This window comes from Nocardioides flavus (ex Wang et al. 2016) (genome assembly GCF_014653115.1).
Taxonomy (GTDB): Bacteria; Actinomycetota; Actinomycetes; order Propionibacteriales; family Nocardioidaceae; genus Nocardioides; species Nocardioides flavus.
Genome location: NZ_BNAD01000016.1, coordinates 37,565 through 57,470, shown reverse-complemented (window position 1 = coordinate 57,470; position 19,906 = coordinate 37,565). Strand labels below are relative to the sequence as shown.

The window sequence follows — 19,906 nt, the reverse complement described above, 5'->3', positions numbered from 1 at the left end:
TCGCTCTCCCCTCTCAGATCTCGGTGCCGAACGCGCTGCTGAACCGGACGTCGCCCTCGAAGAGCGGACGCAGGTCCTCAAGGTCGTGGCGGAACATGAACGAGCGGTCGATGCCCATGCCGAACGCGAAGCCGCTGTAGACCTCGGGGTCCACGCCGCAGGCGACGAGCACGCGCGGGTTCACCACGCCGCAACCGCCCCACTCGATCCAGCCCTCGCCGCGGCAGGTGCGGCAGGAGTCGCTGCCCACCCCACGGCACACGAAGCACTTCACGTCGACCTCGGCCGAAGGCTCCGTGAACGGGAAGTAGGACGGCCGGAAGCGCGTGGTGATGCCGTCGCCGAAGAGCTGCGAGGCGAAGTGGTCGAGGGTGCCCTTGAGGTGCGCCATCGTGATGCCCTCGTCGACGACGAGCCCCTCGACCTGGTGGAACATCGGCGAGTGGGTGGCGTCGTACTCGTCGGTGCGGAAGACCCGGCCCGGGCACACTACGTAGATCGGGGGCGTGCGGGTCAGCATGGTGCGGGCCTGGACCGGCGAGGTCTGGGTGCGCAGCACGACGTGGTCCTCGGCCGGCTCGGTCCAGAAGGTGTCCTGCATCGTCCGCGCCGGGTGGTCGGGCCCGAGGTTGAGGGCGTCGAAGTTGAGCCACTCGGCCTCGACGACCGGTCCCTCGGCGACCTCGTAGCCCATGGCGACGAACAGGTCGGCGATGAGCTCGGACTGCATCGTCAGCGGGTGGCGACCGCCGCGGCGGCGGCGGGTCGTCGGGAGGGTGACGTCGACGGTCTCCTCGGCGAGCATCCGCTCCTCGTGCTCTGTCTCGAGGACGGCCTGCCGGGTGGTGAGGGCCTGGTTGATCGCGCCGCGGGCCTGGCCGACGCGCTGGCCGGCCTCCTTGCGGGCCTGCGGGGGCAGTGCGCCGATCTCCCGGTTGGCGAGCGCGATGGGCGAGCGGTCGCCCGCGTGGTCGAGGCGGACCTGCTTGAGGGCCTCCAGGTCGGGCGCGGCGGCGATCGCGGCCAGGGCCGCCTCGCGCATCGCATCGACCTGGTCGGCCTTGAGCGGGGTCACTTCGACGGGGTCGTAGTCGGTGTTGGGGCCGGACATGGCTCCCTTTCGGCGCGGCGACAGCAGTTCGCCGCAGAGTCTAGAAGTGGACGAGCGTCGGGATCGGACGGGGACTCCCCGGACCCGGTGACGTCAGCTGCCCGACGGACCAGGTCCGGGGCTGAGAAATCGCAGGCTCGTGTCCACGAGGACGAGCCTACTCCTCGAAGGCGGTCCAGACGCCACCGCATTCGTCGTCGCCCGCAGCGTCGTACGGCGACCCTGGCGCGTCCGGGAGCAGCCGGAGCCCGCGCAGGGTGTCCTCGGCGCGGGACCGCGCGAGGTTCCACGCGCGCGCGTCGTCCAGGATCCCGGCCGTCAGCTCCTCGTCAGCGAGAGGGGCCAGGACGCAGCGGGCGACGTCAGCGGGCAGCCGCTCGGCGACCACGGGCGCGGCATCGGCCGAGAGCTCCTGCAGGTAGCGCAGGTCGAGCCTGCCGGTGGTCTCGTAGCGGTCGATGTTCTGCCCGGCGACCCAGGCGTCGGGGTTGATCGCGGCCAGCCCGACGAGCGCGGCGGCACCGGAGGCGAGCGCCACCCGCGGCAACCAGCGGGTGAGGCCGGCGACGCCGGTCACCATGATCGCGAGCACGACGAACCCGAGCCATCCCTCGACGACGTCGACGAACAGCCGCAGCGTCGTGAACCCGTAGGCGTCCTGGTAGACGGCCATCCCGCGGAGCGCCGAGGCCACGACGAGGAGCGTGAGCGTGCACAGCAGGCCGAGGGAGCCGAACAGCCAGCGCCGGTCGGCGCCCGTGCTCCCGGCGCGCCGGGCGGCGACCCAGACGACCAGCACGGTCAGCGCCGTGGCGAGGGTGAGCTGCCCGAACCCCTGGTGGACGTAGTCGGCGTAGGTCAGCCCGGTCGTGGCCTCGATGTAGTCGCGCCCTCCGATGAGGGCTCGCGCCTGGGCGACGATGAAGGCCAGGAACACGGCGTCGACCACGAGCACCGGGACCAGCCACTCGAAGCGGTTGGCCAGAGGCGTGGGACGACGACCGCCCAGCAGGTCGACCTCGGCGGGGTTCAGCGCGAGGTAGGCGGCGCCGAGTGTCGCGGCGAAGACGAAGCAGGCGAGGAAAGCCCGTCCGACCAGGTCGTCGAACGTCAGGTCGGGGACGAGCTGGTCGACCCAGGACCCGAGGACGGGGTTCGCGCTGGCGAAGATGGTGCCGAAGACGGCCAGGCCCAGCAGCGACCAGGCGACCGTACGGACCACGGCTGGCGCGCGGGAGACGGTGCCGGCCAGTCGCAGTGAACGGCCGAACCACGGCAGCCCGCGCAGGGACGCCAGCGGCCAGGCGACGCCGGTGAGCACGATCCCCGGCACCGTTCGGGCGCCGGTGACTCCGCAGAGGAAGACGGCGGCCGCCACGACGAGGCCGATCAGCTGGATCCACGCCGCGTCCAGCAGGCTCATCGGTAGCACGAGCAGCACGGACAGGGCTGTGCAGGCGAGCGTCCAAACCTCACGGCGCCTGCGCGCGGTGGCGAGGGCAGCCACGCCGCAGGCGAGGGCGACGACGGTCCAGGTGACGCCGACTGCGGTGAACGACAGCGCGAAGCCGGCCAGGAGGCCGGCGCCCGCCGCGGCCGCGACCGTGCGGAACCCCGACCGGAGGTCGCGCTCTGGCCAGAACCTGCCGAAGATCGCGTCGACGCCCTGCGGCGCCGGTGCGTCGGGCGCCGTAGCCACGAGTGCCGCCGGCGCCGAGGGCGGGGTCGGACGGTCCTCGGCGTGTGCGGCCGCGCGAGGCGCCGGCGCGGCTGGGACGTCGAGGCGCAGCCGCGCGCCGCGGCCCTCGGCAGGGTCGAGGAAGCGCAGGGTCCCGCCGTGGAGCTGCGCCGCCCAACGTGCGACCGCGAGGCCGAGACCCGTGCCGCCGGCCCGGTCGGTCCCGAAGCGCTCGAAGACGCGCTCGCGGTCCGCCGGTGCCACTCCCCCGCCCTGGTCGGTGATCTCGAGCCACCAGCCATCGGCGTGCGCCGCGCCGGTCACGTGCACGGAGGTGCTGGGCGGGGCGTGCCGGGCGGCGTTGTCGAGGGCGTTCACCAGGACCTGGCGCAACCGGGTCGGGTCCGCGGTGACCACCAGGTCGTCGGCGAGGTGGACGGTGACCTCGCCGGGCCGACCGGCCGCCCGGACCTGGGCGAGGGAGTCCTCGACCAGTGCGCGCACGTCGACGTCCTGGACGTCGAGGTCGACCACGCCCGCCTCGAGGCGCGAGAGCTGCAGCAGGTCCTCGACGAGCCGACCGAGCCGCTCCGCCTCGCCGAGGGCGGCAGCGAGGTGGTCGGCATCGGCGGGCACCACCCCGTCGGCGAGGTTCTCCAGCTGCGCGGTCATCGCCGTCAACGGGGTGCGCAGCTCGTGCGACACCGTGGCGATGAGCTCGCGTCGCTCGCGGTCAACCGTGGCGAGGTCCTCCGCCATCCGGTTGAAGGCCCCGGCGAGCCGGCCGACCTCGTCGGTGGCCGTTGTGCGGACCCGGCCCGAGTAGTCGCCACGCGCCATGGCCTGCGAGACCTCGGTCATCCGGCGCAGGGGCGCCACCATCCCGGCAGCGAGGAGCTGGGTGACGCCGAGGGCGAGCGCCACGCTGACCGGCAGCACCAGCAGTGCCGGGACCCGCGCCGCCGAGCCGAGCATGGTCAGCACGACGGCCACCACGACCGAGGTCGCGACGAGCAGCCCGAGCTTGACCTTGAGACTGGAGACCGCGTCGAACCAGGCGCTCACGGGAGTGTCTCCAGGGCATACCCGACGCCGTGGACCGTGCGGATCCGCGCGGATCCGACCTTGCTCCGCAACGCCTTGACGTGGCTGTCGACCGTACGGGTGGCGCTGGCGCTCCCCCACGCGTCGCCCCAGTCCCAGACCTCGCGCAGCAGGCGCTCGCGGCCCAGCACCTGACCGGGTCGCCGGGCCAGGCACAGCAGGAGGTCGAACTCGGTCGGGGTCAGGTGCACGGCCTCCTCCGCCACGGTGGTACGTCTGGTGCCCGGGTCGATGCGCAGGCCGCCCACCTCGATGACGGCGGGTCGTTCCTCGGCCAGCGCGGCGGCTCGCTCCACGCGCCGCAGCAGCGCCGCGACCCTGGCCACGACCTCGCGCATCGAGAACGGCTTGGTGAGGTAGTCGTCGGCGCCCACCCCCAGTCCGACCAGGACGTCGGCCTCGTCGTCGCGAGCGGTGAGCATGAGCACCGGCACCGGACGGGCGGCCTGGATGCGCCGGCACACCTCGAGGCCGTCGAGGCCGGGCAGCATCACGTCGAGCAGCACGACGTCGGGACGCATCCCGGCGGCCAGGTCGACCGCCGTCGGCCCGTCGAAGGCCTGCTCGACGACGTAGCCCTCGGCACGCAGCCGGTGCGCCAGCGCATCGTTGATGGCGGGCTCGTCCTCGACCACGAGGGCGATGCGCGGAGCCGGTCCGGATGTCATGGGTCGACCCTAGGAGCCCCGACGGGCGGGAGGTGCGGGCGACGCGTGAAGGTTGTGTGGAGGTGCGCCGTCAGTCCGGTCGCCGGTCGTCGGAGGGCCAGTCGACCATCACCCGGGCACCGCCGCCGGGGGCGTCGTCGATGGTGACCCATCCGCCGTGGGCGCGGGCGAGGCCACCGACGATGTACATCCCGAGGCCGCTGCCGCCGGAGTCGCCGGTCGTCCAGAACTTGGTGAAGACCCGGCGCCGCAGCTCGACCGGGATCCCGTCGCCCTGGTCGTCGACCGTGATCCGCACGCCGTCGAGCTCCTCGGACCGGGCGAGCCGCACGCTCACCTCGCCCAGGCCGTGGCGCACCGCGTTCTCGACGAGGTTGGTGACGACCTGGGTGAACTTGTCGGGGTCGGCGAAGACGTCCGGCAGCCCCGGCTCGACGTCGAGGACGATGTCGCGCGCGGTGCCGGCCTCGATCGAGTCGACGACCCGGCGGACGAGCACCTCCGCTGACGACTCGCGGGGATACAGCTGGAGGCGCCCGGTGTCGATGCGGGCGACGTCGAGCAGCTCGGCGATCAGCCGCGCGAGGCGGTCGGCGTCGGCGTTGACGGTCGTCAGCATGAGCTTGCGCTGGTCGTCGGTGAGCTTGTCCCAGCGGTTGAGCAGCGCCTGGACGAAGCCCTTGACGCCGGTGAGGGGCGAGCGGAGCTCGTGGGCGACCGTCGCCACGAGGTCGGACCGCTCGCGGTCCAGGCGGGCACGCCCGCGCCCGCTGCGCAGGCCGACGGCGATGCCGACCACCTCGCCCAGGTCGTCCTCGCGCACGAGCCGCGCGGTCGTGAGCACCTCGTCGCCGGAGGCGTTGAGCCAGGACTGCTCGGGCACGCCGCGCGTGATCGAGATGGCATCGAACGGGCGGTTGACGTCGAGCCAGGTGCGTCCGTCCTGGTCGAGGAGCCGCAGGACGTCCGGCAGCGGCAGGCCGAGCGCCTCCTCGGGGTCGACGCCGAGCAGAGCCGCCCCCTGCGCGTTGAGGATCGTCACGACCCCCGCCCGGCTGGCCCCCAGGATGCCGTCGGGATAGAAGTCCGCCAGCGTGCGGAGTCGGGTCGGTCGGCCGTTCTCCACGCGGTGGCGCGGTGCGCTGTCGTCCGACACGAGCGACACCCTAGGCCAGGTCTAGGATCCGAACCGCGCCTTGGGCCTGCGCAAGCCCGCGGACCGCAGCGCGAGGACGAGCTCGCGTGAGGACACCGGGACGGCGCCCGCGGCCACCATCGCGTCGTAGAAGTCCGCCGGCACGTCGTAGTGGTCGCGGTCCCAGCCTCGCTCGGGGATCCCGTTGGCCGCGGCGAAGGCGTGCGCCTCCTCGTACGACGTGTCGCTGGCCAGGTGGGACCAGAGCCGGTCCCACCGCGCGACGGCCGGCGGGTCGATGAGGATCATCGTCGCTGGGCCCGAGCGCTGGCGTACAGGCAGACCGCTGCGGCCGTTGAGAGGTTGAGGCTCTCGGCGCGCCCGTGGATCGGGATCGCGACGCGGTGGTCGGCCAGTGCCGCGAGCTCCTCGGGCAGGCCCCAGGCCTCGTTGCCGAACAGCCACGCGGTCGGACCCGCCAGGTCGGCCTCGAACAGGTCGACCTCGCCGGCGCCGTCGGCGGCGAGCACGGTGAGCCCGCGCGCCTGGGCGGCCCGCACCGCCGCCGCCGGGTCGGGCTCGATCGCGAACGGCAGGTGGAACAGGCTGCCGACGGTGGCGCGGACCGTCTTCGGGTTGTAGGCGTCGACCGAGCTGCCGGCCAGGACCACGGCGTCGGCACCGGCGGCGTCGGCCGTACGGATCACGGTGCCGGCGTTGCCGGGGTCGCGCACGTCCGCGCAGATGACCAGCAGCCGCCGCGAGACGCTCACCACGTGCCGTAGGGGTGCGTCGATGTGGCGACACACGGCGACGACGCCGGCGGGCGACACTGCGTCCGACAGGGACGCCAGAGCCCGGTCGTCGACCAGCGTCAGCGGCGCGTCGGCGAGCAGTCCGGCGTGCTGCTCGAGCGCGGCGGGCGTCACGAACACCTCGACGACGCAGCCCTCGACGGAGAGGGCGCCCTCGACCGCCTTCGGACCGTCCGCAAGGAAGAGCCGCCGCTCGGTGCGTACCGAGCGGCGGCTCAACTTGCGGGCCTCCTTCACGCGGGTGTTGCCGGCGGTGAGGGGCTCCATGTGGGTCAGGCGGAGACCTTGGGCGCGTTGACGTCCTCGGGCAGCGCGGCCTTGGCGGCCTCGACCAGTGCGGCGAACGCCGGGGCGTCGTTGACGGCGAGCTCGGCGAGGATCTTGCGGTCGACCTCGATGCCCGCCAGGCCGAGGCCCTGGATGAAGCGGTTGTAGGTCATGCCGTTGGCGCGGGCCGCGGCGTTGATGCGCTGGATCCAGAGCTTGCGGAAGTTGCCCTTGTTCTTGCGGCGGTCGTTGTAGCTGTAGACCAGGGAGTGGGTGACCTGCTCCTTGGCCTTGCGGTAGAGCCGCGAGCGCTGGCCGCGGTAGCCGCTCGCGCGCTCGAGGGTGGTACGACGCTTCTTCTGGGCGTTCACTGCGCGCTTCACGCGTGCCATGGGGTTACTCCTTGATGCAGGGGAAAGTCAGACGGACGGCGGCTGAGCCACCGGGGTGGTGCGGTGGGTGAGGCTCAGATGCCGAGCATCTTCTTGGCGCGCGAGACGTCGCCCTTCTCGAGCTCGACCATGCCGGCGTTGCGGCGGTGCTTCTTGCGGCTGCCGGTGGTCGGCGCGGACGCGAACGCAGCGCCGGACTTGCGGCCGGCCTGCAGGCGCATGATCTTGCCCGAGCCGGACACCTTGAAGCGCTTCTTGGCGCCCGAGTGGGTCTTGTTCTTCGGCATGTGTCTGCCTCAACTTCCTTGTGCGTGCTTGGTTCGGGTGTGTCTGAGAGGGCTGTGTGGGCCCGCTGCTGAGATGGGTTGCGACGACTTCGTCGCCGCATGCTCGATCGAGCCTTCGCTCCGCTCAGGCCTCGATCTCGGGATCGAGGTTCTCGGAGCGGCGTCGCTCCTTCTTCTGCGCGACCGGTCCGGCTGCGTGGGCTGCCTCGCGCTCCGCGTCCTCCTCGGCCTTTCGCTCGGCACGCGCCTGCTCCTTGGAGGCGCGGGCGGCGTCGGCGTCGATCTTGGCGTCGGCCTTCTTCTTGTGCGGGCCGAGGACCATGGTCATGTTGCGGCCGTCCTGCTTGGGCGAGGACTCGACGAAGCCGAGCTCCTGCACGTCCTCGGCCAGCTTCTGCAGCAGCCGGAAGCCCAGCTCGGGGCGGTGCTGCTCACGCCCGCGGAACATGATCGTGATCTTGACCTTGTCGCCTGCACCGAGGAACCGCACGACGTGACCCTTCTTGGTCTCGTAGTCGTGCTTGTCGATCTTGGGACGAAGCTTCATCTCCTTGATGATCACGTTCGTCTGGTTGCGGCGCGACTCGCGGGCCTTCTGGGCGTTCTCGTACTTGAACTTGCCGTAGTCCATGAGCTTGCAGACCGGGGGGCGTCCCTGGGGGGCGATCTCGACGAGGTCGAGGTCAGCCTCCACGGCCAGCTTGAGTGCCTGGTCGGTCGGCACGATGCCAACGGTCTCGCCGTTGGGTCCTACGAGCCGGACCTCGGGTACGCGGATCCGGTCGTTGATGCGCAGCTCGGTGCTGATGGGTCCTCCAGTGGTTCGGGTGGGTGGGACTCCCTGTCTCTCCGGTCGTGCTCGGCCGGAAATGAAGGATGGCTCCCGCTGTTGCCAAGCGGGAGCCAGTCATCACGCATCTCCCCCGCGGGGAGACCGTGCCCACGAGTGCCTCTCGGCATCCGTGTCACTGGACCTGGACCCGACGACCTGTGGTGCTGGGCGATCGATGCGGGTGGGAGACGGGTGGTGCTCGACTCCGCTTGGCGGGATCTGCGCCACCGTGAAGCGTGGTGGCACTGATCGGTCAACACAGAAGGTTAGCGGATCATTCCGCCGACGGCCCAATCCAGCCGTGGCCACCGCGTGTGCCCGTGAGCTCCACCAGGCGCCAGCCGGCTGCCAGCCGGCCGAGATCGTCGCCGTCGACGACGAACGTCGCGGGCCCGGCGAGGTCGACGAGCAGCGCCTCGGCGCCGTCCTGGAGCGCGGCCGTGGCCGCGGTGGCGGTCGTGACGGGCACCGGTCGTGCGTCCGGGTCCCAGCGCGCCATGGTCGCGGTCGAGGTGAAGGCAAGCAGCCCCTTGCTGCCGTCGGCGGCCTGCACGAGGACGGCCGCCATGTCGGAGGACTTGTCGTGCGCCAGCCCCTGCTCGTCGAGCTCCACCTCGCCGAGCACGGCCACGACCGGCACCAGCAGCCGGGCGTCCTGGAGCGCCGCCAGCACGGTCCCGGACGCGGCCGTGCCCGCTGCGTGCGCCTCGAGCACCCGGGACAGCCGTGGGTCGGCTGCCCCGTCGTCGTCGGCGAACCCGGGGTCGGGGATGGTGCGCTCGAGCCGGTCGTCGGTGGGCGGGGTGTCGTCGGGAGCCACCGCGGCATCCTCTCGCGTGCGTGGTGCGCTGTGGGAGTCTGGGGTCGTGGATGGGACGAGCTGGGCCGCACTGACAGCAGCACTCACGGTGGCGGGTGCCATCTGGACGTGGATCGCGTTTCGCCGACGCGGAGCCGCCAACGGACTGCGGGCGCTGGGCTTCACGCTGTTGCCGGCCGCTGCCTGGTTGACCGGGACGCTGGAGATGGTCGTCGAGATCGCAGGCTCTGTCACCGACTGGGCCACGAGCCTGGTGTTCAACGTCCTGACCTGGACGGGAGTGGGCCTCGCCGGTCTGGCGGTCGTCCTGTTCGTCGTCAGCGGCTTCATCCGTGACCGCCAGCTGGCGCGCGGCCGTGCCGCCGGCAGCTCGGCCGACGCCAGGGACACGGCAGCCGCGACGGGCCTGCCGGAGGCCTCGTCGACGCGTTCGAGGCAGCGGGGCGGGTCGCCCGTCGACGACGACCTCGCCGACATCGAGGCGCTGCTCCGCAAGCGCGGCATCGAGTGAGCGACCCCCTCGTCGACCGCAACCGGCTGTGGTCGAGGCTCGACGCGGCCGTGGAGGCCTTGCCTGAGCCGCCTGCGACCCCGATCGCCGTGGTCGACCTCGACGCCTTCGACACCAACGCCGACGACCTGGTACGACGGGCGGGCGGCAAGCCGATCCGGGTCGCCTCGAAGTCCCTGCGGGTGCCGGAACTGGTCCGCCGCGCGCTGGCGCACGACGGGTTCGCGGGCGTGCTCGCCTACAGCCTCGCCGAGGCGCTGTGGCTGCACGAGACAGGGGTCAGCGACGACATCCTCGTGGCGTACCCGAGCGTCGACACCGCCGCGCTGCGCCGGCTGACGTCCTCCCCGTCCGCGGCCGCCGCGATCACGCTGATGGTGGACCACACCGCACACCTCGAGGCCGTCGACGCCACCCGGGCCTCGCGCGCCGTCCCGGTCCGGATCGCGCTCGACGTCGACGCGGGCCTCCGGCTCGGCGGACAGCACATCGGCCCCAAGCGCTCGCCGCTGCTCGACACGGCCGACGTCGTCGTCCTGGCCCGCGCGGTGGCCGGGCGCGAGGGCTTCCGCCTGGTCGGGGTGATGACCTACGAGGGCCAGGTCGCCGGCGTCCAGGACGACGTGCCCGGCCAGCGTACGAAGTCCCTGCTCGTGCGTCGGCTCAAGCAGGCCTCGACGGCACAGCTCGCGGTGCGCCGTCGTGAGATCTCGGAGGCCCTCGCGCCGATCGTCGACCTCGAGCTGTGGAACGGAGGCGGCTCGGGCTCGGTCGAGGCGACCGCCGCGGATCCGGCAGTGACCGAGGTCGCCGCAGGCTCGGGCCTGCTCGTGCCAGCGCTGTTCGACCACTACGCGTCCTTCCAGCCGCGACCGGCCGCCTTCTTCGGCCTGCGGGTCACCCGCAAGCCCCAGCCGACCATCGCCACCGTCCACGGTGGGGGCCTGATCGCCAGCGGTCCGACCGGCGCGGACCGCTCCCCCGTCCCGTGGGCCCCGCCGGGCCTGCACCTCACCGGGCTCGAGGGCGCCGGAGAGGTGCAGACCCCGCTGACGGGCCACCCTGCCGCGCTGCTGCGCATCGGCGACCTGGTCTGGTTCAGGCACGCGAAGTCCGGGGAGCTCTTCGAGCACGTCCGCGACGTGCACCTCGTGCGCGGGGACCGGGTGGTCGATGTGGTGCCGTCCTACCGCGGCTGCGAGCTCGTCTTCTGATGGCAGCCGACCCGGCCCAGGTGGCCCGTGAGGTCGCCGCGTGCGTGCTCGCCGCTCCCCCGACCCTCGGGTCGGGCCGGCTGGTCTGCGTCGACGGACCCGCCGGTTCGGGGAAGACCACGCTCGCGCAGGCGATCGTGGACGTCGTGCCCGACGCGGACGTCGTGCACTGCGACGACCTCCTCGAGGGCTGGGGAGGCCTGCCCGGACTCGCCGCCACCGTCGAGGCGCTGGTGCGTCCGCTCGCGGACGGCCGCCCCGGCGAGTGGCGGCGCTGGGACTGGCTGGCGGACGGCTGGGCGGAGACCCACATCGTACGACCGGGCGGGTTGCTGGTGCTGGAGGGGGTCGGCTCCTGGTCGCCCGCCATCGCGGACGTCGTCGGCCTGCTGGTGTGGGTGGAGGCCGAGTCCGGCCTGCGACTGACCCGCGGCATCGCGCGCGACGGTGAGGCCATGCGCGGTCACTGGCTGCGGTTCCGGATCGAGGAGGACCGGCTGTTCGCCGAGCACCGGACGCGCGCCCGCGCCGACCGGATCGTCGCGACGGACTGACGGGTCGGCGCCTGCGCCGGCAGGCGGTCAGCGCGGCAGCAGCCGCCGATCGACCCGCAGCCGTTCGGGGAGGGTGATCTCGACGTACTCGTTGTGGTCCGGCTCGGTCGTCGAGCGGCCGCCCGACGCCGGGAAGTTGTTGTCGTTCATCACCGCGATGGTGCGCGCACCGAGGACCTCGACGTCCTCGATGGTGAAGAACGGGAAGGTGAACGGGTCCCCGTGGGGCGAGAGGCCATCGGGGTTGGCGACGTCCATCAGGTCGACGAGGAGCCGCTTGCCGACCCACCCGTCGCGGTCGCGGTCACGCAGGTCGACGAGGTAGATCCGCTTGAAGACGGCCGTCGCGCCCTGCCCGTTGTCGCGCTCGATCACGAGCGCCTCGTGCCTGTTGACCTGGATGAAGTCACCCAGGGCGTGGGCCGGGTCCTCCATGCGGTAGCGGAGGAACCCGTCTTCGAACTCGCCGTCGCGGACGGTGTAGATCCGCAGCGCGTCGGCCATGCCGGCGGCCTTGTCCTCGGCGGTGGCTCCCTCCAGCATCGGCCGCAGGACCGCGCCGCCCGGGCTGATGGACATCCCCTCGAAGCCCTTCGAGTCCGGCAGGTTCGGCGTGGCTCCGGCAAGGGTCGGGTTGGAGGGACTCCTCACCCCGGGCGTCGGCACGGGAGCCTCCAGGAGCCTTCCGCTGCTGTCGAAGTGGAGCACGTAGGGGCCGAGCTCCTCCCCGATCCAGAACGATCCGTCCGGGGCCACCTGGAGCGACTCGGGGTCGAAGTCCCACCCGGTGAGCCTGCGGTCGGGCGCCGGACAGGTGTAGCCAGCCGGCAGGGAGCTCGCCGCCTCGCAGCCGCCGTCACGCCAGGTGGTCCACGGGATCAAGCGGTCGGGGTCGCTGAGCACCGCGACGGTGCGGTCGTGCGACGTCACGCCGTCCCCGTCGGCGGCGTCGGTCTCCGGGGTGATGCGGTGCACGGACAGCAGGAAGTCGGCGCTGTTGGCCTTGCTGCCGAACCCGTTGTCGGACAGCACCAGGAACGAGCCGTCGCCGAGCGCGTGGGTGCCGGAGAAGCCTTGCACCGGCTGCCCGGGGTACGGCGCCGGGACCGAGGTGGTGCCGGAGGTCCAGTGGCCGCTGGGCTCGCTGCCAGGGACGTAGGTGGTCGCCTGCAGCACCGACCAGGCAGCGAGCGTGGGTCGGCCTGCGAGGTCCGGGCGGATGTTGTCGGGCGTGACGGTCGCGGTCGCGGGCGCGACGGCAGTGGCGAGGATGGTCGCGGCGAGACCGGCCGCGCGGTGTCCGAGGGTCATGCGCCGAGCCCACCGCTCGCAGGTGACCTCACGGCGACGCCCGGCCGGCGCGCAGGTGACGGCTGTCAGATGTTCTGCGGGGACCCGCGGTCGATCAGGGCGCGCAGCTCGCGTACGCCGTCGCGGGCGACCCGGCCGTCCGAGCCCTGCAGGGCCATCGCCGAGATCGTCGTGCCGTCGGCGAGGTCGAGGGTCGCCCACGGGGCTCCCTCGGGCAGGTGGATGCCGAGGACCTGCTCCCAGTCGAGGTGTCGGGTCCGGAAGCCGTTGACCACGACGAGACCGTCGGCGGAGGCGGTGACCCGGGCGCGCCCGAGCGCCCAGCCGATCACCGCGAAGCCCGCGCCCATCACCAGGAGCGTGATCCGCTGGAGGATGTTGAAGCGCTCGCGGACCGACTCGTCGAAGCCGAACCACGCCGCCGCGCACACGACGAACAGCATCAGGCCGAAGCCGAGCACGGCGATCCGCACGCCCATCGGCCGCCACGTGCGGGGCAGCGTGGGGACCTCGTTCCCGCGCGCGGGGTCAGAGGCGGCAGGCATGGATGTCCGTGAGGAGGATCGCGCGGGCACCGATCGAGTAGAGGTCGTCCATCAGCCGCTGCGAGCCGGCGCGGGGCACCATGACGCGCACCGCCACCCACCCGGCCTTGCCGAGGGGCGAGATCGTCGGACCCTCGCGCCCGGGGGCGAGGGTCGTGGCCGCGTCGAGGTGGGCCTCCTCGATGTCGTAGTCCATCATCACGTAGCTGCGGGCGACCAGCACGCCCTCGAGCCGGCGGCGGAAGATCTCGAAGTCGTCCGGAACCTCGCCGCCTCGGGTGATGAGCACGGCCTGGGAGTCGAGGATGACCTCGCCGAACGTCGCCAGGCCGGCGGCGCGCAGCGTGGAGCCGGTCTCGACCACGTCGGCGATGACGTCGGCGACGCCGAGCTGGATGCTGGTCTCGACCGCGCCGTCGAGGCGCGTGACGGTCGCGTCGATGCCGTGGCGGAACAGGTAGTCCTCCACCACCCCGACGTACGAGGTCGCGATCCGCAGGCCACGGAGGTCCTCGAGGGAGGAGTAGCGGCCGGCTGGCCCGGCGAAGTGGAAGCGCGAGCGGCCGAAGCCGAGGTTCATCACCTCGTCGGCCTTGGCGCCGGAGTCGAGGAGCAGGTCGCGGCCGGTGATGCCGACGTCGAGCGTGCCCTCGCCCACGTAGAGCGCGATGTCGCGCGGGCGCAGGTAGAAGAACTCGACGTCGTTCTCGGTGTCGACGAGCGCGAGCTCCTTGGAGTCGCTGCGCTGGCGGTAGCCCGACTCCCGCAGGATGTCGGTCGCGGCCTGGGACAGCGCCCCCTTGTTGGGGACGGCGATGCGGAGGGTCATGCGGGGTCCATCCCGTTCTCCCAGCTGTCTCTCACAGGTGGGCGTAGACGTCGTCGAGGGTCAGTCCGGAGGCGAGCATCAGGACCTGCGCGTGGTAGAGCAGCTGGCTGATCTCCAGCGCCGTCGCGTCCTTGCCCTCGTGCTCGGCGGCCATCCAGGACTCGGCGGCCTCCTCCAGCAGCTTCTTGCCGATGGCATGGACGCCGGCGTCGAGCTGGGCGACGGTGCCCGAGCCCTCGGGGCGCTCCTCGGCCTTGGTGGACAGCTCGGCCCACAGCTCCTCGAACGTCTTCACGAGGGACAAGACTAGGCGCTGGCGCACGGCCGTCCGCGACCCGGTCCCGAGGGCGGACCACCCGACGGGGCGGTGGCGGTGTCGGCACCGCGGGCTACAGTCGGGACATGACCGAATCGAACACACCTTCGACCACGCCCGACGAGCCCGGCCGCGAGTTCCTCGGCGGCTCCCAGGGCGACACCACCCGCAAGGACCCCGAGGAGTGGGTCACCGGCGACGAGCCGATGACCGGCGCGCAGCGCAGCTACCTCGACACGCTGGCCCGGGAGGCGGGTGAGCAGCTGCCGGCCGACCTGACCAAGGCGGAGGCGTCCGAGCACATCGACCGACTGCAGGGTGCGAGCGACCGTACGAGCTAGCCGACGCGCCCCTCCCGACGGTCAGGCCGGCACGCCGAAGAAGGGGCAGAGCGCGGCCCAGTCCACGGAGGCGATCCCGGAGAAGTCGACCTCGCCGCTCGCGCCGTCGTACGTGATCCGGCCCGCCTCCTTGACCACCCACCCCTCGCCGGCGAGGTTCACCGTCCACCTGCCACCCGCGGACGTCTGATCGCCGGTGACGAAGTCGACCACGATCCGGTCCACTCCGCTGCCCTCGATGGTCTGACCCGTCGTGGAGTGCGTGGCCCCACCCGCGTACTTCAGCATGAGGACCACGCCGGTCGTGTTCCCGTCCCGGTCGACGACGAAGTCCATGGAGTAGCGGTTGCGACGTAGGTCGGTGATCATCGCGGAGAGGACCTGCGAGCCGTCCGAGCAGGTGGCCAGGACGAGCTGGTCGTGCCCCTCGATCGGGAGCCATTCCCGAGCCTGGGCAGGTGCGGCGGCAGTGGTGGCGAAGAGGCCGACGGCGGCCACTGCGACGATGGTGTGCGAGAGCTTCACTGGAGGGTTCCCTTCGGTCAGGATCCGGGTGTCTCCCGGCGCTCACAGCGAAGTCGACCGCGGTCGCGGGCCGGTCACGACTCGCTCACGGTCCCGGCCCGGTGGCGGGTCACGCGCCCGGACACGTCTCCCGCCACTCGCGGTCGGGGTGGATGACGTCCCACTCGTCCGCGGTGAGCTGACGACCCGCGCGGACGCACGCGCGCGCGACCCAGCCGTCGGGGTCCAGCGCGAGGTCCCGCGCCCGACCGGCGGTGCCCAGGCTGCCGCCCTCGAACCAGGCCCGGAGCTCCCCGTCGGACCCCGACAGGAAGCCGGGCACGTTCTCCTCGGTGACCGGCAGGCCGATCGGCGACCACGTGCCGGGGTCCCACAGCCGTACGTCGCCGTCGGTGCCCAGGCTCGCGGCGACCTCTCCGACCTCCACCACGTCGATGACGAACCCGGCCGAGACCTCGCGCGGGGCTGCCACGGGCGCCAGCGTTGCCCCGTCGAGGAACAGCAGGCGGCCGTCGAGCCCGCCGACGACCAGGTCGCCAGCCACCCAGCCCAGGGCGGTGGCCCGCTGCGCGGTCGCCGAGCGGCTGGCCAGGGGGCGTGAGACCAGCTCGTTGGCGGTCCCCACGTCGAGGAGCAGGAGGTCGCCGTTGCGGGACACCGCAGCGGTGCGACCGTCGGCGCTGACGCGGGTGACGCCCTCGGGCCCGTCCAACGGCTCGAGCGCGAGCGGCCGGTCGAGCATCGCGCCGGCGCGCAGGTCCACGACGGCGACGCCGCCCAACCCGTTCACGACCGCCCTGGACCCGTCCGGCGTGACACCGACACCGACCGGTGCCCACGGCGTCGCGATCGTCCGCAGGAGCTCGCCCGAGCCCGGGTCCCAGACCGCGACGCGGCCGCGGTCCTCGACCAGCCGGCGGGACTCGACCTCGTGGAGCGCGCCGACGACCACGCTGCCGTCGCCGGCCATCGCCACGGCCCAGGGCTGGCACTGGCACTCCGCCGGCATGGGCAACGGGTCGGACGCGGCACCGCTCGTCGGATCGAGGATGTACGCCTGGTTGAGGTCGTCCTCGACGTAGTCGAGGGCGACTGCGCGCGAGCCGTCGAGGCTGGCCTGCCCGGAGAACGGGCTGGCGCCGAGGTCGATGGAGGACAGCAACCCGCCGGTGTCGCGCAGCGTCCAGGCCGACAGCAGTCCGTCGCGGCCCGCCGACCAGAGCACCCGGCGGTCCTCACCGGCGACGACGGGCGCCATCACCGCACCGCTGTGCGCCCCGGTGAGCTCGCGCTGGAGGCGTCCCCGGCGGTCGCGCACCTGCACCGCCTCGCCGGCGCCGATGACGAACGTACGCCCGTCCGGCGCCCAGTCGACTCCGTCGTCGAAGGACGTGACCGTGATCTCTTCTCCTCGGGGCTCGAAGGTCCGGGAGTCGCGCAGCCGCAGCCGAACCCGGTCGGGCTGGGACCGGTCGGCGGTCAGGACCAGCCCACCGTCGGGCGAGACACTGGGTACGGAGAAGTCGAGGGTGCGCACCCGGCCGGGTCGGTCGAGGTCGATCACGTGGCCGACGTCGAGCGGCGCCTCGTAGCTGACCCGCCCGTCCGGCCAGGCGCGAAGCAGGCCGGGGTACGGCCCGGGCGCGAGCTCATGGACCCGTCGGACCCGTCCCCGTGGCGAGACCGTGACCAGGTGGGTGGGCGTCAGCACCAGCACGCGGTCGTCGGCCAGCCAGACGGCTTCCAGCAGGTCTGGCTCCCCCGGCCCGACGACCCGATCGACGTCACTCGGGGCGAGGGACCACTCGGTGCGCCCGGTCCGGTCGTCCCACAGCTCGACCCCGGTCCCGCCCGCGTCGTCCCAATACGTGACGAGGAAGCCGCGCCGGCTCCCCTGGAGGGTGAGGACGTGCCCGGCATTCGGGACCTCGCGCGTCCACAGCTCCTCTCCGGTGTCGCCGCCGACCCCGATCACGCGCGGGTCGTACTCGGCGACCGCGACCACCCTGCCGTCGTGGCTGGCGTCGGCGCGGAGGAAGGGCGTCTCGGCGCGCCTTTGGTGCAGCAGGTCGGGAGTGCGGGCCAGCAGGCTGAGCAACGCCCCGTGGGTCTCGGGGCCGGGCTCGGTGCGCACCGCCTCGACCGCCTGCAGCAACGCGAGGTCGAGCTGTTCCTCGTTGAGCGAGGCAGCGGCCAGCCGGCGCGCGTCGGCGGCGACGGCCGCCGCCGCCTGGCGGTCGCGCGCCTGAGCAGCCTCTTCCCGGGACAGGGCGGCGAGCACACCGGCGACGACTGCTGTCACGAGGAGCACGACCGCGACCGTCAGCAGCAGCCGCAGCGACCTGTTCTGGCGCTCGCGCTGCATGGCTCGCAGCTCAGCCGCACGCCGCTCCTCGTCCACGGCCGCCTCCGCCCGGGCGAGGAACTCGCGCTCGATCGCGGTCGTCTCGTCGGGGTAGGCCGCCGTGACGTCGATCGCCGACTGCAGGCCCGCACCACGCCAGAGGAGTCCGGGGTCGCGGCCCTGCTCGTCCCACTGTCCGGCCGCCACGGCCAGGCGCTGCTGGATCGTCCGGGTGCTCACGTCGTCGGCGAGCCAGCGCGCGAGGCGGGGCCACTCACGGAACAGCGACTCGTGAGCGACCTCGACGAAGTCCCCGGCAAGCGTCAGCAGCCGCGCTCCGGCGAGCACGGCCACCACGTCGCCGGTGTTGCCCGGCAGACCCTCGAGCTCGGCGAGCGGGACCCGGCGGCGCACGACCTCCCCGGTGCCGCTGCGACCGGCCAGCCTCAGCAGGACGACCCGCGCGGTGGCGCGGTCGTCCTCGGGGAGGGTCCCGTATGCGTCCTCGGCGAGGTGCGCGACCGCGCCGGCCAGGCCCCCGATCGCCACGTAGTCGGCGTAGGTGAGCCGATGGTCGCGGCGACGTTCCCACATCTGGAGGAGGGACGTCGACAGCAGCGGCAGCAGCCCGGGCTCCTGGCCCGCGTCGTCGGTCAGGGTCTCGGCCAGGCCGGTGTCGAGCGACAGGCCGGCGGCCCGGGCGGGCACCTCGACCATGCGTCGCACCTCGGCCGGGCTGGGGGCCCCCACCAGGAGGGTGGCGTCGCGGACCAGCATCGCCAGCGCGGCGTGGTCGGCGAGGCGAGGAAAGTAGTCACCACGGACGACGAGCACCACCCGAGCGTCGGTCTCGTGCGCGATGCCGGCGAGGGCGTCGAGGAACGACTCACGCTCACGGTCGTCGTCGCACGCCGTCCACACCTCTTCGAGCTGGTCCACCACGAGCACGGTGCGCCGCACGTCATCGGGCCCGCCCTGCTCGGCGAGCCGCAGCAGCAGGTCACCCAGCGACGGTGCGGCCTGGGCCGCACCGAGCGCGACGGCGGCGAGCTCGCGCATGGGCGAGGCACCGGGACGCATCACCAGCGTGGTCCAGGCGGCGCTGCCGGGCAGCGCGTCCTCAGCGAGGGCAGCGAGCATTCCGGCGCGGACGAGCGACGACTTGCCGCTGCCCGACGCGCCGACCACGGCCAACAACCGCTCCGAGGAGAGGCAGGCGAGCAGCTCGGCGACCAGGCGCTCGCGGCCGGCGAACCAAGGGCGGTCCTCGACGTCGTAGGTCTCCAGGCCGCGCCAGGGGCACACGTCGGACGGGATGGACGCTGGCACCGCTCCGGTCTGCAACGCCACGATGCCCTCGACCAGTGCCGACCGGCCGCCGCGCAGGGCATCTCCGGCGGCGGCCACCGACCCGACCTCCTCGCGGACCACCGCCAGGCTCTCGGCCCGCGAGGGAGTCGCCGACCGGTGGTGTGTCGGCGTGTCGTCCGCTTCGCCGACGGTCCGCAGCGCCGCCGGGTCGGGAAGACGCACCAGGATCGGGTCCTGGGCGAGCACCCGGGCGTGGAGGTCGCGCAGCTCCGGTCCCGGGTCGACGCCCAGGTCCTCGGCGAGGCGGATCCGCGCGCGCTCCACGGCACCGAGGGCCTCGCCCTGGCGGCCCGCACGGAACAGCGCCAGCACGAGCACGCCCCACGCACGCTCGCGCCAGGGGTGCTCGGAGACGAGCTGCTCGAGCTCGGGGATCGCGGCGGCGGACCGGCCCAGGTCGACCTCCGCAGCCCACCGGTCCTCGCGCGCGCTCACCCGGATCTCGTCGAGGCGCTGCCGCTCGGCCCGCCCGAAGCCGGTCTCCTCGAACCCCGCGTAGGCCGGTCCACGCCACAGGTCGAGTGCCTCGCGCAGGACCTCGGCCGCCTCGTCCGGACGGTCCGCGTCCAGCGCGGCACGCCCCACCCCCGCCAGGTGCGCGAACCGCCCGGCGTCGACCTCGTGCTCGGACACGGCCAGCCGGTAGCCCGCCCCCTCGGTCACGACGATCGTCGGGACGCCTCGACGATCGGGCTCGAGCGCGTTGCGCAGCCGCAGGACGTAGGTCTGCAAGGCCTTGCCGGGTGCGCGAGGTGGGCGGTCGGCCCACAGCGAGGCCGCGAGCTCGTCGACGGTCACGACGCGACCACCGGCCGCGACGAGGTGCGCCAGCAAGTTGCGCTCCTTGGCGCCCACCACGTCCACGGAGCCGCGCGGGCCGTGCACCGCAAGGGGACCGAGCACGCTGAACCGCATGGGCAGATGGTAAGGACGCAT

The 19,906-nt window shown here is 73.0% G+C and carries 20 protein-coding genes; 4 read left to right on the top strand and 16 right to left on the bottom strand.

Translation table 11 applies throughout. The features are described 5' to 3' along the window. Window positions 1–13: 13 nt before the first annotated feature. From pheS to IE200_RS18220, 10 genes are all read right to left on the bottom strand, one after another. Window positions 14–1,111 (bottom strand): phenylalanine--tRNA ligase subunit alpha, encoded by a 1,098-nt coding sequence (pheS, locus tag IE200_RS18265; protein ID WP_191280916.1) that lies wholly within the window; start codon window positions 1,109–1,111, stop codon window positions 14–16. A 157-nt stretch (window positions 1,112–1,268) separates the two neighbouring features. Then, window positions 1,269–3,854 carry a DUF4153 domain-containing protein gene (locus IE200_RS18260; protein WP_191280915.1) on the bottom strand — a complete coding sequence of 862 codons (2,586 nt, stop codon included), beginning with the start codon at window positions 3,852–3,854 and terminating at the stop codon, window positions 1,269–1,271. Continuing rightward, window positions 3,851–4,561 (bottom strand): response regulator transcription factor, encoded by a 711-nt coding sequence (locus tag IE200_RS18255; RefSeq protein ID WP_191280914.1) that lies wholly within the window; start codon window positions 4,559–4,561, stop codon window positions 3,851–3,853. The genes IE200_RS18260 and IE200_RS18255 overlap by 4 nt, the downstream gene beginning before the upstream one ends. A 70-nt stretch (window positions 4,562–4,631) precedes the next feature. Continuing rightward, the gene (locus IE200_RS18250) at window positions 4,632–5,717 is read right to left on the bottom strand and encodes a sensor histidine kinase (protein WP_229856786.1); all 1,086 of its coding nucleotides are present in this window, start codon (window positions 5,715–5,717) and stop codon (window positions 4,632–4,634) included. A gap of 21 nt (window positions 5,718–5,738) precedes the next feature. Beyond that, the gene (locus IE200_RS18245; protein WP_191280913.1) at window positions 5,739–6,005 is read right to left on the bottom strand and encodes a DUF4031 domain-containing protein; all 267 of its coding nucleotides are present in this window, start codon (window positions 6,003–6,005) and stop codon (window positions 5,739–5,741) included. Beyond that, window positions 6,002–6,778 (bottom strand): TrmH family RNA methyltransferase, encoded by a 777-nt coding sequence (locus IE200_RS18240; RefSeq protein ID WP_191280912.1) that lies wholly within the window; start codon window positions 6,776–6,778, stop codon window positions 6,002–6,004. The genes IE200_RS18245 and IE200_RS18240 overlap by 4 nt, the downstream gene beginning before the upstream one ends. A gap of 5 nt (window positions 6,779–6,783) precedes the next feature. Beyond that, window positions 6,784–7,170, bottom strand: coding sequence for a 50S ribosomal protein L20 (rplT, locus tag IE200_RS18235; protein ID WP_090971165.1), 387 nt, complete (start codon window positions 7,168–7,170; stop codon window positions 6,784–6,786). Window positions 7,171–7,244: 74 nt separating this feature from the next. Further along, window positions 7,245–7,457: a large ribosomal subunit protein bL35 gene (locus tag IE200_RS18230; RefSeq protein WP_191280911.1), complete on the bottom strand. Its 213-nt coding sequence runs from the start codon at window positions 7,455–7,457 to the stop codon at window positions 7,245–7,247. Window positions 7,458–7,581: 124 nt separating this feature from the next. Further along, on the bottom strand, window positions 7,582–8,235 hold the full coding sequence (gene infC / locus IE200_RS18225) for a translation initiation factor IF-3 (protein ID WP_407941031.1): 654 nt from the start codon (window positions 8,233–8,235) through the stop codon (window positions 7,582–7,584). 328 nt (window positions 8,236–8,563) lie between these two features. Continuing rightward, complete coding sequence (locus tag IE200_RS18220; protein ID WP_229856784.1) at window positions 8,564–9,109, bottom strand: SseB family protein; 546 nt, start codon at window positions 9,107–9,109, stop codon at window positions 8,564–8,566. Window positions 9,110–9,155: 46 nt separating this feature from the next. Between IE200_RS18220 and IE200_RS18215 the strand changes: the two genes are divergently transcribed. Genes IE200_RS18215 through IE200_RS18205 form a run of 3 tightly spaced genes read left to right on the top strand, consistent with a single transcriptional unit; the run spans window position 9,156 to window position 11,388 of the window. Next, a complete protein-coding gene (locus tag IE200_RS18215; protein WP_191280935.1) occupies window positions 9,156–9,620 on the top strand; it encodes a cellulose synthase in 465 nt (154 codons plus the stop codon). After that, window positions 9,617–10,834 carry an amino acid deaminase/aldolase gene (locus tag IE200_RS18210; protein WP_191280909.1) on the top strand — a complete coding sequence of 406 codons (1,218 nt, stop codon included), beginning with the start codon at window positions 9,617–9,619 and terminating at the stop codon, window positions 10,832–10,834. Before IE200_RS18215 ends, IE200_RS18210 begins: the two co-directional genes overlap by 4 nt. Continuing rightward, window positions 10,834–11,388: a uridine kinase family protein gene (locus IE200_RS18205; RefSeq protein WP_191280908.1), complete on the top strand. Its 555-nt coding sequence runs from the start codon at window positions 10,834–10,836 to the stop codon at window positions 11,386–11,388. Before IE200_RS18210 ends, IE200_RS18205 begins: the two co-directional genes overlap by 1 nt. Window positions 11,389–11,415: 27 nt before the next feature. On the opposite strand, the gene IE200_RS18200 is transcribed toward IE200_RS18205, so the two are convergent. The 4 genes from IE200_RS18200 to IE200_RS18185 all read right to left on the bottom strand — a co-directional run bounded on the left by IE200_RS18200 (window position 11,416) and on the right by IE200_RS18185 (window position 14,368). After that, window positions 11,416–12,699 (bottom strand): esterase-like activity of phytase family protein, encoded by a 1,284-nt coding sequence (locus IE200_RS18200; RefSeq protein ID WP_191280907.1) that lies wholly within the window; start codon window positions 12,697–12,699, stop codon window positions 11,416–11,418. 65 nt (window positions 12,700–12,764) lie between these two features. Then, a complete protein-coding gene (locus IE200_RS18195) occupies window positions 12,765–13,244 on the bottom strand; it encodes a PH domain-containing protein (RefSeq protein ID WP_191280906.1) in 480 nt (159 codons plus the stop codon). Then, a complete protein-coding gene (gene hisG / locus IE200_RS18190; protein WP_191280905.1) occupies window positions 13,228–14,073 on the bottom strand; it encodes an ATP phosphoribosyltransferase in 846 nt (281 codons plus the stop codon). The genes IE200_RS18195 and hisG overlap by 17 nt, the downstream gene beginning before the upstream one ends. A 31-nt stretch (window positions 14,074–14,104) precedes the next feature. Then, the gene (locus IE200_RS18185) at window positions 14,105–14,368 is read right to left on the bottom strand and encodes a phosphoribosyl-ATP diphosphatase (RefSeq protein WP_129454324.1); all 264 of its coding nucleotides are present in this window, start codon (window positions 14,366–14,368) and stop codon (window positions 14,105–14,107) included. 107 nt (window positions 14,369–14,475) lie between these two features. Between IE200_RS18185 and IE200_RS18180 the strand changes: the two genes are divergently transcribed. Next, window positions 14,476–14,730, top strand: coding sequence for a DUF3072 domain-containing protein (locus tag IE200_RS18180; RefSeq protein WP_191280904.1), 255 nt, complete (start codon window positions 14,476–14,478; stop codon window positions 14,728–14,730). Window positions 14,731–14,751: 21 nt separating this feature from the next. Here the strand turns inward: IE200_RS18180 and IE200_RS18175 are convergent, their stop codons facing one another. Continuing rightward, window positions 14,752–15,255, bottom strand: a complete 504-nt coding sequence (locus tag IE200_RS18175) for a hypothetical protein (protein WP_191280903.1) — start codon at window positions 15,253–15,255, stop codon at window positions 14,752–14,754. Between the two features lie 109 nt (window positions 15,256–15,364). Continuing rightward, a complete protein-coding gene (locus tag IE200_RS18170; RefSeq protein ID WP_191280902.1) occupies window positions 15,365–19,885 on the bottom strand; it encodes an nSTAND1 domain-containing NTPase in 4,521 nt (1,506 codons plus the stop codon). Between the last annotated feature and the right edge of the window lie 21 nt (window positions 19,886–19,906).

Coding starts and splice junctions, on each gene's coding strand:
- IE200_RS18205 (WP_191280908.1), top strand. CDS start 10,834: ATGGCAGCCGACCCGGCCCAGGTGGCCCGTGAGGTCGCCGCGTGCGTG.
- IE200_RS18195 (WP_191280906.1), bottom strand. CDS start 13,244: ATGCCTGCCGCCTCTGACCCCGCGCGCGGGAACGAGGTCCCCACGCTG.
- hisG (WP_191280905.1), bottom strand. CDS start 14,073: ATGACCCTCCGCATCGCCGTCCCCAACAAGGGGGCGCTGTCCCAGGCC.
- IE200_RS18255 (WP_191280914.1), bottom strand. CDS start 4,561: ATGACATCCGGACCGGCTCCGCGCATCGCCCTCGTGGTCGAGGACGAG.
- IE200_RS18240 (WP_191280912.1), bottom strand. CDS start 6,778: ATGGAGCCCCTCACCGCCGGCAACACCCGCGTGAAGGAGGCCCGCAAG.
- IE200_RS18245 (WP_191280913.1), bottom strand. CDS start 6,005: ATGATCCTCATCGACCCGCCGGCCGTCGCGCGGTGGGACCGGCTCTGG.
- IE200_RS18230 (WP_191280911.1), bottom strand. CDS start 7,457: ATGCCGAAGAACAAGACCCACTCGGGCGCCAAGAAGCGCTTCAAGGTG.
- pheS (WP_191280916.1), bottom strand. CDS start 1,111: ATGTCCGGCCCCAACACCGACTACGACCCCGTCGAAGTGACCCCGCTC.
- rplT (WP_090971165.1), bottom strand. CDS start 7,170: ATGGCACGCGTGAAGCGCGCAGTGAACGCCCAGAAGAAGCGTCGTACC.
- IE200_RS18180 (WP_191280904.1), top strand. CDS start 14,476: ATGACCGAATCGAACACACCTTCGACCACGCCCGACGAGCCCGGCCGC.
- IE200_RS18170 (WP_191280902.1), bottom strand. CDS start 19,885: ATGCGGTTCAGCGTGCTCGGTCCCCTTGCGGTGCACGGCCCGCGCGGC.
- IE200_RS18200 (WP_191280907.1), bottom strand. CDS start 12,699: ATGACCCTCGGACACCGCGCGGCCGGTCTCGCCGCGACCATCCTCGCC.